Source organism: Pradoshia sp. Z4_20, from assembly GCF_058216035.1.
This window is the reverse complement of sequence record NZ_JBZAJD010000016.1, coordinates 22835-35741: the sequence shown is the minus strand read 5'-3', so window position 1 is coordinate 35741 and position 12907 is coordinate 22835. Positions and strand designations below refer to the sequence as shown.

Below are 12907 nucleotides of genomic sequence, written 5' to 3'. Positions count from 1 at the left end.
ATTGGTGACCCCTACGGGATTCGAACCCGTGTTACCGCCGTGAAAGGGCGGTGTCTTAACCGCTTGACCAAGGGGCCGTTCATTACTAACTTTCAGTCTCTCAAGCACTTTCTCATCTCTTTGCGAGAACTTCAAGCGCCCCAGTCGACTTTATCTATTATAATGAATCTCTTTTAACATGTCAACACTTTTTTTAAAAGTTTTTTTCGTTAAAGTTTGATGTCATTTTTGCTTTCGGCTTTAATAAGGCCGCTCAAATAAGTTACCATGTTAGCAAGGTCTATGTCAACGATTTTTTTAAAATAATTTTTCCACGACATTTTCCACATACATATTTCTTTGTATCAAGCTTTCTTTTTCGTCGATATTCCAGACCGCAAGATCGGCATTCGTATAGCCATTTCACAGGCCGTACAGCACGGATATTGCTTTCCAGGGCTGAGCAAAAACGAGGTGAGTTGGTCTTTGCCATCAATTGTTTAAAGTCCCAATCTCCATGCCTGTATCCCTTCCCTTGCAGGTGCAGGTGATAATGGCATAATTCATGTTTAATAATTCCCTTTATCTCTTCCATTCCTAGTTCATCTAAGTATCTTCGATTAATCTCAATATTATGGCTCACTAATAAATACCGTCCGCCTGTTGTCCTTAATCTGTTATTAAAGATTGCCTTATGAGTGAATGGTATCCCAAAATCCTCTATGGATATTTTTTCAACTAATTTCTGTAATTCCCGGTCCGTCATAAGTTAAACCTCCACACTTTTAAAGTAACAAACCCGGCGGCTGTTACATACAATAAACTAACCATGGGCTTATCACCTATTCATAGTACATCATTTATGAAAGGAGGTCTAAATATGCCTGCTTGGTTGCAAAACCAAATCCAAAGAGCCTTTCTTGAAAAAAACAGCAAGCAAGTGCAACTATTGAATCAATGTTGGTTTTTTTATAAAAAAAGCATTGCCCAATACGATTAAGGCAATGCTTTACGTTCATATTAGCCGGCCGGATTTATCATTGTAAGGGCAATTCGTTCTTTAGGTATATCAACTTGATCAACCCAGACAGTAACCACATCCCCAACTGATACAACATCCATTGGGTGCTTTACATATCGATTGCTCAATTTTGAGATATGAACTAGACCAGCCTGCTTTACGCCGATGTCAATAAATGCGCCAAAATCAACGACATTACGAACAACACCTTGAAGCTCCATCCCTTGCTTAAGATCCTCCATCTTCAGCACATCGGATTTTAATAGAGGTGCAGCCAATTCGTCACGCGGATCTCTTTCTGGTCTCATCAAGGCATCCAGAATATCTCCCAATGTGATTTCGCCAATATTCAATTTCTCCGCCATTTCACTTTTCTTCACCGTGGTTAGAGCTTCTCTTAATCGTTCACTTCCTAAATCATCCGTTGTGAAACCGAGCATTTTCAACAAAGAACGAACGGACTGATAGTTTTCAGGATGTATGGATGTCCGATCAAGCGGCTCTTCCCCACCAATTACTCTTAAAAATCCAATGGCTTGTTCATAGGTTTTCGCACCAAGCCTTGGAATCTTTTTTAAAGAAGCTCGATTTCGGAAAGCTCCTTCTTCCTCTCTCTTTTTTACGATATTTTGGGCTACAGACTTGGAAAGACCCGCCACATATTGCAATAGGGAAGGAGAGGCTGTGTTCACATTAACCCCCACTCGGTTTACTGCCGTTTCAACCACAAAACCAAGTGACTCATTCAGTTTTTTTTCTGAAACATCATGTTGATATTGCCCAACACCTACTGATTTAGGATCTATCTTCACCAATTCTGCCAAGGGATCCTGTAGTCTTCTTGCAATCGAGACCGCACTTCGCTGCTCCACCTGTAAATCTGGAAACTCTTCTCTTGCGATATCCGATGCCGAATAAACACTTGCACCGGCCTCATTTACAATTACGTAATAGATTTTTTCACTTTGCTTCTTCAACGTATCTGCAATGAATTGTTCTGTTTCTCGAGATGCTGTTCCGTTCCCGATTGTGATGATTTCTATGTTATATCTTTTGAGTATAGACAGAATAGCCTCCGTTGCCTCTTTCTTTTTAGCTACTGGCGGATGCGGATAAATCACTCCTACCTCAAGCATTTTTCCTGTAGGATCGACTACTGCATATTTACAGCCTGTACGATAAGCCGGATCTACACCCAATACCATTTTTCCCTTTAAAGGCGGCTGAAGCAGTAAATTTCTGAGATTCTCAGAAAAAATATAGATAGCTTGGTCTTCAGCCTTTTCCGTCAATTCATTACGAATCTCCCTTTCAATAGAAGGCTGAATCAATCGCTTATAGCTATCTTCTATTGCTTCCTTCATAATTGCCGCACTCGGATTGGCTGTATTCAAATTCATTTTTCTGGCGAGATAATCCAGTATTTTCTGTGTATCGGTTTTGATGGAAACTCGAAGCACTCCCTCTTTTTCACCACGATTAAGTGCCAAGATGCGATGAGGAACTATTTTTCCTATTGCTTCATCATAGTCGTAGTACATCTCAAATACCTTTTTCTCATCTTTCTCCTCATCTTTACTAACAGCTTTAATTGAGCCATACTTAAATGTCTCATCCCGAATCCATTTTCTGAAAGAGGCATTATCAGAGATATTCTCTGCTATAATATCTTTCGCACCATCTAAAGCTTCTTCTGGCGTTGTCACTCCCAACTCCACATCAACAAATTGAGCAGCTTTTTCAAGTGGGTTTACCGTTTGATGGGCTTCCATGATCCATTTCGCCAACGGTTCTAATCCCTTTTCTTTTGCAACCGTTGCTTTTGTGCGACGCTTTTGCTTAAAAGGACGATACAGATCTTCAATAGTTTGCAGTTTTACTGCCTTGATGATTTCACGTGATAACTCCTCTGTGAGTTTCCCTTGCTCCTCAATAATACGCAGGACTTCTTCCTTTCTTTTTTCCAAATTATCGAGATAGGTCCACCGCTCAGAAATTGTTCTAATTTCAACCTCATCCAATGAGCCGGTCATTTCTTTTCGATAACGCGCTATAAATGGAATCGTATTACCATCCTCTAAAAGCGCCAATACATTGGATACTTGACTCCCCTTCACTGAAAGCTCTGACGCTATATATTGAACCAATTCACTCTTCGACTTCATTAACAAACCTTCCCTCTGCAAATAATTACCTTTATAGTATCATAACCTTTTCTGCTACAAATACTGGACTCTCATAAATAACACAAAAAAGAAGTCTCTTATAATTATAAAAGACTCCCAAAAATGAATGTAATATCATCGTTCAAGGCACTATTTTGACTTTCTAATTTTTTCGCAGTTTCTTCAAGAGAACTAGCATTTCGCAGGAAATTTTTCGTCCCCTTCATTTCAAATCCATCGGAGTGAATGAAAAATTTAGTGGACGGAGTATATGTAAACTGTTGAGTATGGAATTTCTGCTTTCTTCCAGATAAATATCCGGTTACAGGTAGGGGATAGATCATTTTATCATTTGGAGGATATAGATAGAAACGGATATTACCAACACAGCTGTACTGAAATTCTTTCTTTTTGAAGTCCACTTTTAAAATAGCGACAGCGGCGCCTCGCTTTCTTAGCAGGGCCTGATTACATCGTTCCATAATATCTCCAACATCCTCGCTCTGATACTCCCGAACTACATTAGTAACTGCCCGAGAGGATTCATGAGCAAACTCCCCTGATCCTAATCCATCTGCGATGACACAAATAAAGTAATCATCCGTCACTTCATAAAAATAGTCATCACCACATAACAGCTTTCCTTGTTTAGGTGATTGAGACACAATTAATTGCACTCTACTATCCCTTAGCACTTCTTGATTCACCGTATATACTCCGAATTCTCAGCATTAATGGCTTCCTGCAGTTTTTTTATAGCACGGCGTTGAAGACGGGATACATGCATTTGAGATATACCTAATCGATCTCCCGCTTCCTTTTGACTTAGATTTTCTAGATAGGTGTATTGTATGATTTTCTTTTCGCGATCTGACAATACATGGAGAACTTTCTCCAAAACCAACCGCTGATTCACCTTTTCATATCCTTCATCCACATTTCCGAAGATATCTAACAAAGTGACTGTTCCGCCGTCTGAATCCGCCTCGATTGAGTGATCCACTGATAGCGCCTGATAACTTTTACTCATTTCCATCGCTTCTAAAACTTCTTCCTCAGAAACTTCTAAGTACTGAGCAATTTCTTCAATCTTAGGAGAACGATGCAATTCTGAGGTAAGTTCTTCAACAGTCGACTTGATTTTTGGACCAAGCTCTTTAATTCTGCGAGGAACGTGAACACTCCATGTTTTATCACGTAAAAAGCGTTTAATCTCTCCAATTATCGTCGGGACAGCAAAAGCCTCGAAGCTTTTTCCGAAGGAATCATCATACCTGCGAATCGCACCCAGCAATCCAATCATGCCAACCTGGGCAATATCCTCATGATATGATTTTCCCTTTGAATACTTTCTCGCAATCGTTTCAACTAGCCCGGTATAGTGCTGAACAAGTTGAGCCTGTGCTTCTTCATCTCCATGGAGTTGATAGGCTTTAATCCATTCCGTGACTTGGTCTCTCATTTGTGCCTTTTTCTCATCACTAGTTTGAGATTGTTTCTGCATCACTCTCCACCTGCTCTCCCTCAAGAAACTTCGTCATGAATACTGTCACACCTTCATTATGGTGTATTTTCACTTCATCCATGAGCGTTTCAATCAGATATAGACCTAATCCTCCTTCTCTTAAGAATTCCACTGATTGGTCTCTCTCATAAGGCCCCAAGCCTTGTCGCACCTCTTCAAAATCACAGCTTTCGCCATTATCGACTACCATTACTTCAAGACGGTCTTCATATAATCCAAAGCCTATGATAACTTCCCCATCTCGCTCGCCCTTGTACGCATGCTGAACTGCATTTGTACAAGCCTCGCTCGTAGCAATTTTCAAATCTTCTATACTATCATATGAAAACCCCATACGGCTGGCTATTCCTGATAAAGTTAATCTCATTACCCCGATAAATTCAGGTTTTGCAGGTATCTTCATTTCAATATATTCGTATGTTTCACTCATTGCGTTCCACCCTCTGCATGGCTTTTTATATGGATTATATCCGCTAAACCAGTGATTTCAAAAAGACGATGTAATCTCTCTGATAGTCCGATGATTCTAAAATCCCCATTGTGCGCTCGAACATTTTTAAATAATCCTACAAATACCCCAAGACCTGTGCTGTCCATATAAGAAACATCGGTTAAATCAATAATCATGACTACTTTATCTTGATCCGACAAAGGAAATAGTGCCTCTCTTAACTTCGGTGCTGTGTATGCATCTATCTCGCCTTTAACATTTACATGTATTTCAGAATTTACATTCTGTACATCAATAGAAATATTCATGAATTTGTACCTCTCCTCAAAAAGTCATGTTCCGCTATCCTTCTTTACCCGAAATTATCCACTTAAAACTTCCGTCTCATAATTATCAAGGTAAAATCATCTCTTAATTGAAAATGTTGCATCTTTTCCAACTTTTTATAGAGATTGTTTACAATGGTTTGGGCATCTAAATGAATAGATTCCCGAATAAATTGAACCAACGTATCTCTTTCTATAAATCCCTCATTTGTCCTGCACTCTGTTACCCCATCAGATAGAAGGATAATCATATCGCCTATTTCAATCTTTCTTTCATATTGCCTGTATACTGTTTTTTTATCTACACCAAGCAACAGACCCTTAGCAGTTAACTCGGTAAATTCATTTTTTTCGTAATTATAGAAAAATCCCGGTTCATGGCCTGCTGAAGCATATGTAAAAATATGATTTGAGGGATCATATAGACCATAAAACATCGTTATGAACATACTCGGTCCAACATTTTGCTCCACAACACGGTTAATACTTTCCAGAACACTCGCTGGGGATGTGCGATGCTCCGGCAAAGAATCCATCGCGTACTTAATCATGGACATACATAACGCCGCCGGTATCCCTTTGCCAATAATATCAGCAATCGCTACAGCCACTCGATTATGCTCATCCTGAACAAAATGAAAATAATCTCCGCTCATGTGCTTAGCCGGAACACTTATGGCTCCAATTTCAAGATTTTTTAGTACAGGAACTCGCGTTTCCAATAAAGTCTGCTGAACATTAGCCGCTATCTCCATCTCACTCTTCAGTTCTCTTTGTTGATGGCGGAGACTCTGTAATTCACGAAAGGCTACACCATACTCCATCATAATTTCCAACAAAAAATCAAAAGAGTGGCTGACTTCTTCCGAAATATCAGGAAGTATTTCTTTTAGCGTATTTTTATGCAAACTTATTATCTCTTCAGGTGATACCATCTGTTCTATAGCTTCTTTGCTGATTTTATGTCCGAGATATAACGCTTTTTCCGTATGCTCTTTCAAGTAATTCGAGAGAGCTTCACGGTATCTTTCCTCCATGCACTCTCTATTTTCCACATACCTTCCCCCTATCGGAGCCATTTAGTAGACATTATTCGCGTACCCTTTCCAACATCAGAGTCAATATCAAAGTCATCCATCAATCTCTTGACTCCCGGCAAACCAGCTCCCAGACCTCCCGATGTTGTATATCCATCTTCCATTACTCTTCTTATATCACTTATTCCCGGACCATTATCCTCTGCTATGACTCTGAGACCCGTTCTCCCATTGTCATAGACTTTTTCAATGCATATTTGGCCCTGCCCTGCATAGAGATAGATATTCCTTGCTAATTCACTTATGGTTGTGGTTATTCTTGCCTGATCCACGGTGCCAAACCCCAACTCTTTGGCCACATTTCTGCCCACTTGTCGGGCTGCAACAATATCCCACTCATTAAGAATTTTTACGTAGGATTGGGTGCTCATCATGCTAGTCCCCCAGTTCCTTTTGTAATTTCTCCAAACCCTTTTCAAGATCCAAAGCTGTCATCACATCGGATAATGTAATGCCCAATTCAATTAATGTGATGGCAACTGCAGGCTGTATCCCTGTAATCACTACTTTTGCTCCCATTAATTTTGACATGTCAATGACATCGCCAAGGACTTTAGCTATAAAAGAATCAATGATATCTACTGAAGTTAGATCAATCACCACTCCATTTGCATTTGTTTCATGTATCTTATGCAGTAAATCCTCCTGAAATTGCAGCGCTGTTGCATCATCCAATTCCCATTGAATAGAAATCAGGAGACAATCATGCAACTTTAATATCGGAATCCTCATACTAATTCCTCCGGGGTTACGATAATTTTTCTATTTGTAATTTCCAGGGCAGCCTCTACACCCTTTTTCAATGTATTTTTAGTTATGATTTCATCTAAGTTAATGCCGAGGTTGACAATTGTTTGAGCAATCTCCGGACGTATTCCCACCAACATACAACGGGCACCAACCAAACGAACAGCCTCTGCTGCCTGAATAATATGATGAGCCACCATAGTGTCAACAACAGGCACTCCAGTAATATCAATCAACACTACCTCAGAACGATGCTTTACTACGCCATCCAAAAGATTTTCCATAATTTGTCTCGCGCGTTCTGTATCTATTGTACCTATAAGAGGCATTACAGTAATCCCTTCAAACACAGGAATAAGAGGTGCTGATAATTCCTGGAGTGCAATTTTTTGCAAAGAAACGGTTCGTTCCCACGTAGATGTATAAACATTCAGAATTTCATTATTTAAAGGGGTAATCCACTCGTCAAAATCCAGCACAATCTCAAGCTGATTTTCCTTTGTCATTACCCCTTCATTTACCATACCGTCTGTAACAACTACATTAAATGCTTTCAATCCCTCATTCACAAATGTTAACGGCCAGCCTAAACGAATAATTTTAGCTGCAAAATCACTAAGTTTCACTTTAAATTCTTCATCAGAATCTTTAATATTAGAAATCAGCACTTCAATAAATTCATTACTGGTGTGAATAAACATTTGATCTGAAACAATCTTCACGACTCGATCATCCGCTTTATCCTTTACACGTTCAATCCACTGCTGCAAAATGATGTCTTTATGACCCTGGATATAGTTTTGCACAAGTTTATTCATTAGTTCCTCCTCCATCAAGTTTTCTGTTAGATTCTTTTATATGGATACATGTACTTTAATTTATTTAATAATTTCAAAAAAACCATATTCACAAACTATTATAAACACTTAAAAAGGAAATAGGAAATCTTAAATTCCTTCGTAATATTGCCGTAATACAGCAACAACGTATTTGTAATTTCTATAACCTGTACTTCATTCCCTTTTTGTCACTAACTTAAACCAAAAATAAGTTTTTCTAAGTTAAAAAGTGCAAAAAAAAAACTGCCAAGAATTCGGATTCTTGGCAGCCTAACCTTCAACACAGAAGTATATTTATTATTTATAATCTTTTTACTATTACAATTCCACGAGTCCCAGACTGATTTGGAGCGCATTATCAACCTTACGCATCATTTCATCATCCAGCTGTGTTATTTTATCTGTCAATCTCTGCTTATCAATTGTTCGAATTTGTTCAAGTAAAATAACAGAATCGCGTTCGAATCCATATTTTTGGGCGTCAATTTCTACATGGGTCGGCAGTTTCGCTTTTTGTATTTGAGCCGTAATTGCCGCAATAATTACGGTAGGGCTAAATCGATTTCCGATATCATTCTGAATAACAAGTACAGGTCTTACCCCTCCTTGCTCAGATCCAACCACTGGAGACAAATCAGCGAAATACACATCACCACGTTTAACATTTAAACCCTTATTCACCGCTAACTAAACGCTCCACAGCATGTTCAGCTTCATATTCTGCCTGGAAAGCTTCTGCAGCCATAGTTAAATTAATATTGGCCATCTCCATATATCCACGGCGCATGGATTCGCGAAACTCTTTCTTTTTGCGTTCTTGCAAATACATTTTAGTTGCTTGATAAATAAATTCGCTTCGATTCACATTTTCTTCTCTCACGTATCCATCCAACTCACTTAGCAAATTTTGGGGCAAGCGTATTAGAATTTCCGTAGTTGCACTGGACTCAGACACAGGCAAACACCTCCACCATCACTACAAACCACATAGTTCTTTACTATTATATCTTACCATTATTACTTCTGCATGCAAAGGTGTCTAGTACATTTCTTTCTTATTATGAGGCTAAATAGTTGTCCTTTATTCATTATTCATGCACATATGTGTTAAATAATTAATAATGAAATAACTGATTTACAGTTTCAACAATTAAACCATCCTGCTTATACACTCGAGGGACTCTGCTTGATAGTTGACAAATAACCTCGTAATTAATCGTTTCTAATTTCTCGGCGATCTCATCAACTGTAATTGTCTCATCACCATCGTTCCCGATAAGAGTAACCACTGTATCCTCAGGAACAGACTGATCTAATTTAACCATGCACTGATCCATACAAATGCGTCCGACAATAGGTGCTCTATGTCCTTTAACCAGTACAGATTGCCCAGATAGTTTTCTGATCCATCCATCCGCATATCCAATAGGCAAAGTGGCTATCCATTCAGGCTCACTCGCTGTATACGTTGCACCGTACCCAACTGTATCACCCATTGAAATCTTCTTGATTTGCTTTATCTTTGTATAAAGAGATAAGGCAGGCTTCAACGTTACTGGGAGGTCTTTTGATATTTCCGGTGATGGACTTAAGCCATACATGGAAATACCAAGCCTTACTGTATTGAAATAGGCATCAGGATATCTCATAGCTGCCGCACTATTACTAGTATGAATGTAAGGCGGCAAGTATTCCATATTATCAAGAATCTCCTTGAATTTCAACAATTGGTTTTGAGTTTTGTCCAAGTCCAGCTCATCTGCACTGGAAAAATGAGTGAATATACCTTCAAGATGAATATAATCTTGATTCTTAAGCATATATTCTATTTCTTTCATCTCTTGTATATTCCTTATCCCAAGTCTGCCCATGCCTGTATCAATTTTTATGTGTATATTTAGCGGTTGCTGTATATTTTCTTCCTGTAAATATGCTATAGCTTTCCCTATCCAATCAATGTCATGTACATTTAAAGAGATATTGTACTGCACGGCTACCTTGGAGTCTTCCGCCCTAGTGGAACCTAGTACTAAGATCGGCACTTTTATACCTGCCTGACGAAGCCTGATCGCCTCATCCAAGAAAGCTACGGCCAAACTGGTTGCTCCGGCACCTAATGCCACTTCAGCCACTTGCCGATCTCCATGTCCATATGCATTTGCCTTTACAACCGCCATGATGTCAGTAGTTTGAGGCAACAGATGCCTAATCTGTTCAACGTTATGCTTTATATGATCTAAATTGATTTCTGCCCATGTATCTCTATAGGATAATTGACTATTTTTCATAAGAGGTTTACCTACCTTTAGATGATTATAATTTGATTATTCCCCTTAATGAAAGGATAGTCAATTCATTCCTCAGAAACTAAAAAGAAATAGACCTGCCTTTATTAACAGGTCCATCCACTTCTATTTTTCTGCAGTTTCCTGCACTGATTTCGCAACCATGATCATCTCGTCTGATGTGAGATTTTTTGCAGCGAGCATGAAATCTATCCCTTCATAAGACCAGGATATTGAGTTTTCTGTCATATTGCCAATTGTGAATCCTAAATCAACCGGCTCACCTTCTGCTATGGTGACCGCAGCTTCTTTGACAATCTTTGATTTAGTTTCAATTAACGTGTATTGTTTTTCATCACCCGCAAATGTCAGAACGGCTCGTTTTCCTTCCTCTGTTTTGATCATTTTCTCTCCTGCAGGCTCCACACCCTGTATCTCGGCTGTTGGATATTGAGCTTCAAAATCAATATCTTCTTCAGAAGACATTACCGGCACTTCCAATTGCGCTCCTGTCATATTCTTTTTCACATCAAAATCACTATTACTGTAATTCGGATTGAACTTCGTTTTTTCAAATTCAACCTGAACTAATGCATTACGATCAGAATCCATTACATCTACACTTACAGGCTCTAGTGTTTTGCGGTCAAATTTCACGACCTGCAATGGAAGCATCTTATTGTTCTGATATCTTGTTTTTGTCTCAAACACATAACTATCATCTGTTGCCTTAAAGGTTGCATCCTTATCAACAGTTACATCTGTAATTAAAGACTCATACAGATAGGCCTGCGAGCTGTTTTTTGGCCACTCACTTTGAAACTTAAAACTTTTATTAAGCGCTGGAGTTAATACAAATACCCCTTCTTCATTCCGCAGGATGATTTGACTTTGATCCTTTTGAGCATTTTTCAAGTTTACCCGGTAATTTGATGGAGATTGATACCATACTTCCACATCATATACTTGTGGTTCTGTACCCATTTTTAAAGTCATTTTCGCATCTGCTTTGTATCCCTTTAATTCATTCATCTTTTCCGTTAACGCATCCACAACTTCAGTTTGCGATTTTTCCCCGCAGCCTGCTAAGACCAACATAAATCCCAATGTCAGCGTCAGCATCATTAACCTCCTCAAGATCTCATCCCCTTTTAACAGTAGTAAGTAAAAGGGAGAGGAAAGCCCGATCCGGTTTGTTCATTTACATTCCAGTACATTTTTAAGATACATCCTTTCAAAACATTCTTTATTTCTGCTATTCTTATGTTAATTCAATAACGCTGTTGAAAGCCCGCAAAGAGTGTTTTATCTTAAATACATATGGGTAGTAAATGTCCAAAACAAGGCCTTGTCTCTCCAATTCGTTAATTGAATATATGAGACAATCCTTCTGAATATGTGCTTGCGGGGGACAAACAATTTATTTTTATCGTTTTTCAAGTAGAACCTGGGCAGCCGCATATTGTTTAGTATGGGTAATACTTAAGTGTGCCTTTACCTCTAAAGGATGTTTGATAATCGGTTTACCATTCTTGTCAGGAATAATGCTAATATCATGGAACGATAGTTTACCGCCGATACCTGTACCATTTGCTTTTGAAAATGCCTCTTTAGCAGAAAATCGTCCGGCAAGCCACTCGATTTTTCGATTTTCACCAAGTGACAGATAGTATTCCTTTTCATCTTCAGTTAGTATACGATCAACAAATTTCGGCTGCCGTTTAAGAATATCTCTCACTCTCTCAAGCTCAATAATATCGATACCAATTCCAACAATCATTGGTTCACACCCTCACAATTTATATAGCTATTTTAGTTTAAACATTACCTCATTATAAATGATTTACCAAATCTTATTATGTTAGGATGATGTCTTTTGTTCACTCGTACCGAAAGTTTCGGGCAATTTATCCGTTTTTACCCGGGAGTCAGTCTTTTAACAGCTGTGTGTATAGTTCTTTTTATTATCACTTCTTTACCAATCTCTCTTGGAAGAGATCTTTACACCTTATTAAGCGGAGTTAACTTATTCATTGCAGAGGGTGAATATTGGAGATTGGTCACACCAATCTTTCTTCACATTGGCTTTTCCCATCTATTATTCAATAGTTTCTCCTTAATTATTATTGGTCCTGGACTGGAAAATATATTAGGTACATTTAGATTCAGTCTCCTTTTTATACTGTCCGGTACCCTTGCAAATGTTCTTACATTCTTTGCAGAACCTTTAATGTATGCTCATGTGGGAGCCAGCGGTTCCATTTATGGGCTATTTGGATGTTTTGCCTATATCATCTTTTTTAGAAAAGATTTAATTTCGCAGCAAAATTCACAGGTTATACTAGCTTTAATTATTATCGGGGTAGTCATGTCTTTTTTCCAATCATCCATTAATATCACAGGGCATATTGGCGGCCTTATAATGGGCTTTGCACTCTCCCGTCTATTTTTAGTTAATCGATAATTAGATGA

17 protein-coding genes and 1 tRNA gene are annotated in these 12907 nt (G+C 38.6%); 2 read left to right on the top strand and 16 right to left on the bottom strand.

From position 1 onward, the window contains the following. Positions 1-2: 2 nt before the first annotated feature. Together AC4BHP_RS18565 and AC4BHP_RS18560 are read right to left on the bottom strand one after the other, a co-directional pair. Positions 3-77, bottom strand: a tRNA-Glu gene (locus tag AC4BHP_RS18565). Positions 78-280: 203 nt separating this feature from the next. Continuing rightward, a complete protein-coding gene (locus AC4BHP_RS18560; RefSeq protein ID WP_490553721.1) occupies positions 281-745 on the bottom strand; it encodes a SprT family protein in 465 nt (154 codons plus the stop codon). Positions 746-859: 114 nt separating this feature from the next. Between AC4BHP_RS18560 and cmpA the strand changes: the two genes are divergently transcribed. Beyond that, positions 860-979, top strand: a complete 120-nt coding sequence (gene cmpA / locus AC4BHP_RS18555; RefSeq protein ID WP_139063802.1) for a cortex morphogenetic protein CmpA — start codon at positions 860-862, stop codon at positions 977-979. Between the two features lie 20 nt (positions 980-999). Here the strand turns inward: cmpA and AC4BHP_RS18550 are convergent, their stop codons facing one another. The 14 genes from AC4BHP_RS18550 to acpS all read right to left on the bottom strand — a co-directional run bounded on the left by AC4BHP_RS18550 (position 1000) and on the right by acpS (position 12215). Next, positions 1000-3165 (bottom strand): Tex family protein, encoded by a 2166-nt coding sequence (locus AC4BHP_RS18550; RefSeq protein WP_490553719.1) that lies wholly within the window; start codon positions 3163-3165, stop codon positions 1000-1002. Between the two features lie 104 nt (positions 3166-3269). Further along, complete coding sequence (locus AC4BHP_RS18545) at positions 3270-3872, bottom strand: PP2C family serine/threonine-protein phosphatase (protein WP_225983640.1); 603 nt, start codon at positions 3870-3872, stop codon at positions 3270-3272. Beyond that, positions 3869-4669: an RNA polymerase sigma factor SigB gene (gene sigB, locus AC4BHP_RS18540; protein ID WP_066102445.1), complete on the bottom strand. Its 801-nt coding sequence runs from the start codon at positions 4667-4669 to the stop codon at positions 3869-3871. Before sigB ends, AC4BHP_RS18545 begins: the two co-directional genes overlap by 4 nt. Next, positions 4647-5120, bottom strand: coding sequence for an anti-sigma B factor RsbW (rsbW, locus tag AC4BHP_RS18535; protein ID WP_066102448.1), 474 nt, complete (start codon positions 5118-5120; stop codon positions 4647-4649). The genes sigB and rsbW overlap by 23 nt, the downstream gene beginning before the upstream one ends. Further along, positions 5117-5449, bottom strand: a complete 333-nt coding sequence (locus AC4BHP_RS18530) for an anti-sigma factor antagonist (RefSeq protein WP_490553715.1) — start codon at positions 5447-5449, stop codon at positions 5117-5119. Before AC4BHP_RS18530 ends, rsbW begins: the two co-directional genes overlap by 4 nt. Positions 5450-5511: 62 nt before the next feature. After that, complete coding sequence (locus AC4BHP_RS18525) at positions 5512-6522, bottom strand: PP2C family protein-serine/threonine phosphatase (RefSeq protein ID WP_139063803.1); 1011 nt, start codon at positions 6520-6522, stop codon at positions 5512-5514. A gap of 11 nt (positions 6523-6533) precedes the next feature. Beyond that, positions 6534-6935: an anti-sigma regulatory factor gene (locus AC4BHP_RS18520; RefSeq protein WP_066102671.1), complete on the bottom strand. Its 402-nt coding sequence runs from the start codon at positions 6933-6935 to the stop codon at positions 6534-6536. A gap of 4 nt (positions 6936-6939) precedes the next feature. After that, on the bottom strand, positions 6940-7296 hold the full coding sequence (locus AC4BHP_RS18515) for an STAS domain-containing protein (RefSeq protein ID WP_066102458.1): 357 nt from the start codon (positions 7294-7296) through the stop codon (positions 6940-6942). After that, positions 7293-8129, bottom strand: coding sequence for an RsbT co-antagonist protein RsbRA (locus tag AC4BHP_RS18510; RefSeq protein ID WP_066102461.1), 837 nt, complete (start codon positions 8127-8129; stop codon positions 7293-7295). Before AC4BHP_RS18510 ends, AC4BHP_RS18515 begins: the two co-directional genes overlap by 4 nt. Positions 8130-8468: 339 nt before the next feature. Then, the gene (locus AC4BHP_RS18505; protein WP_066102464.1) at positions 8469-8831 is read right to left on the bottom strand and encodes a type II toxin-antitoxin system PemK/MazF family toxin; all 363 of its coding nucleotides are present in this window, start codon (positions 8829-8831) and stop codon (positions 8469-8471) included. Then, positions 8824-9105 carry a CopG family ribbon-helix-helix protein gene (locus AC4BHP_RS18500; RefSeq protein ID WP_049672447.1) on the bottom strand — a complete coding sequence of 94 codons (282 nt, stop codon included), beginning with the start codon at positions 9103-9105 and terminating at the stop codon, positions 8824-8826. The genes AC4BHP_RS18505 and AC4BHP_RS18500 overlap by 8 nt, the downstream gene beginning before the upstream one ends. Before the next feature lie 160 nt (positions 9106-9265). Continuing rightward, entirely contained in the window at positions 9266-10438 is a 1173-nt protein-coding gene (gene alr / locus AC4BHP_RS18495) for an alanine racemase (RefSeq protein ID WP_066102467.1), read from the bottom strand. Positions 10439-10561: 123 nt separating this feature from the next. Continuing rightward, positions 10562-11557 carry a LolA family protein gene (locus AC4BHP_RS18490; protein WP_066102470.1) on the bottom strand — a complete coding sequence of 332 codons (996 nt, stop codon included), beginning with the start codon at positions 11555-11557 and terminating at the stop codon, positions 10562-10564. Between the two features lie 304 nt (positions 11558-11861). Next, a complete protein-coding gene (gene acpS / locus AC4BHP_RS18485) occupies positions 11862-12215 on the bottom strand; it encodes a holo-ACP synthase (protein WP_066102473.1) in 354 nt (117 codons plus the stop codon). Positions 12216-12311: 96 nt separating this feature from the next. Here acpS and AC4BHP_RS18480 point away from each other — a divergent pair, with 96 nt between their 5' ends. Beyond that, positions 12312-12899 carry a rhomboid family intramembrane serine protease gene (locus tag AC4BHP_RS18480; protein WP_066102476.1) on the top strand — a complete coding sequence of 196 codons (588 nt, stop codon included), beginning with the start codon at positions 12312-12314 and terminating at the stop codon, positions 12897-12899. Positions 12900-12907 lie beyond the last annotated feature (8 nt).

What these genes read in the sequence shown, in the direction of transcription:
- AC4BHP_RS18560 (WP_490553721.1), bottom strand. Translation starts at nt 745, where the DNA reads ATGACGGACCGGGAATTACAGAAATTAGTTGAAAAAATATCCATAGAG.
- cmpA (WP_139063802.1), top strand. Translation starts at nt 860, where the DNA reads ATGCCTGCTTGGTTGCAAAACCAAATCCAAAGAGCCTTTCTTGAAAAA.
- AC4BHP_RS18550 (WP_490553719.1), bottom strand. Translation starts at nt 3,165, where the DNA reads ATGAAGTCGAAGAGTGAATTGGTTCAATATATAGCGTCAGAGCTTTCA.
- sigB (WP_066102445.1), bottom strand. Translation starts at nt 4,669, where the DNA reads ATGCAGAAACAATCTCAAACTAGTGATGAGAAAAAGGCACAAATGAGA.
- rsbW (WP_066102448.1), bottom strand. Translation starts at nt 5,120, where the DNA reads ATGAGTGAAACATACGAATATATTGAAATGAAGATACCTGCAAAACCT.
- AC4BHP_RS18530 (WP_490553715.1), bottom strand. Translation starts at nt 5,449, where the DNA reads ATGAATATTTCTATTGATGTACAGAATGTAAATTCTGAAATACATGTA.
- AC4BHP_RS18520 (WP_066102671.1), bottom strand. Translation starts at nt 6,935, where the DNA reads ATGAGCACCCAATCCTACGTAAAAATTCTTAATGAGTGGGATATTGTT.
- AC4BHP_RS18515 (WP_066102458.1), bottom strand. Translation starts at nt 7,296, where the DNA reads ATGAGGATTCCGATATTAAAGTTGCATGATTGTCTCCTGATTTCTATT.
- AC4BHP_RS18510 (WP_066102461.1), bottom strand. Translation starts at nt 8,129, where the DNA reads ATGAATAAACTTGTGCAAAACTATATCCAGGGTCATAAAGACATCATT.
- alr (WP_066102467.1), bottom strand. Translation starts at nt 10,438, where the DNA reads ATGAAAAATAGTCAATTATCCTATAGAGATACATGGGCAGAAATCAAT.
- AC4BHP_RS18490 (WP_066102470.1), bottom strand. Translation starts at nt 11,557, where the DNA reads ATGCTGACGCTGACATTGGGATTTATGTTGGTCTTAGCAGGCTGCGGG.
- acpS (WP_066102473.1), bottom strand. Translation starts at nt 12,215, where the DNA reads ATGATTGTTGGAATTGGTATCGATATTATTGAGCTTGAGAGAGTGAGA.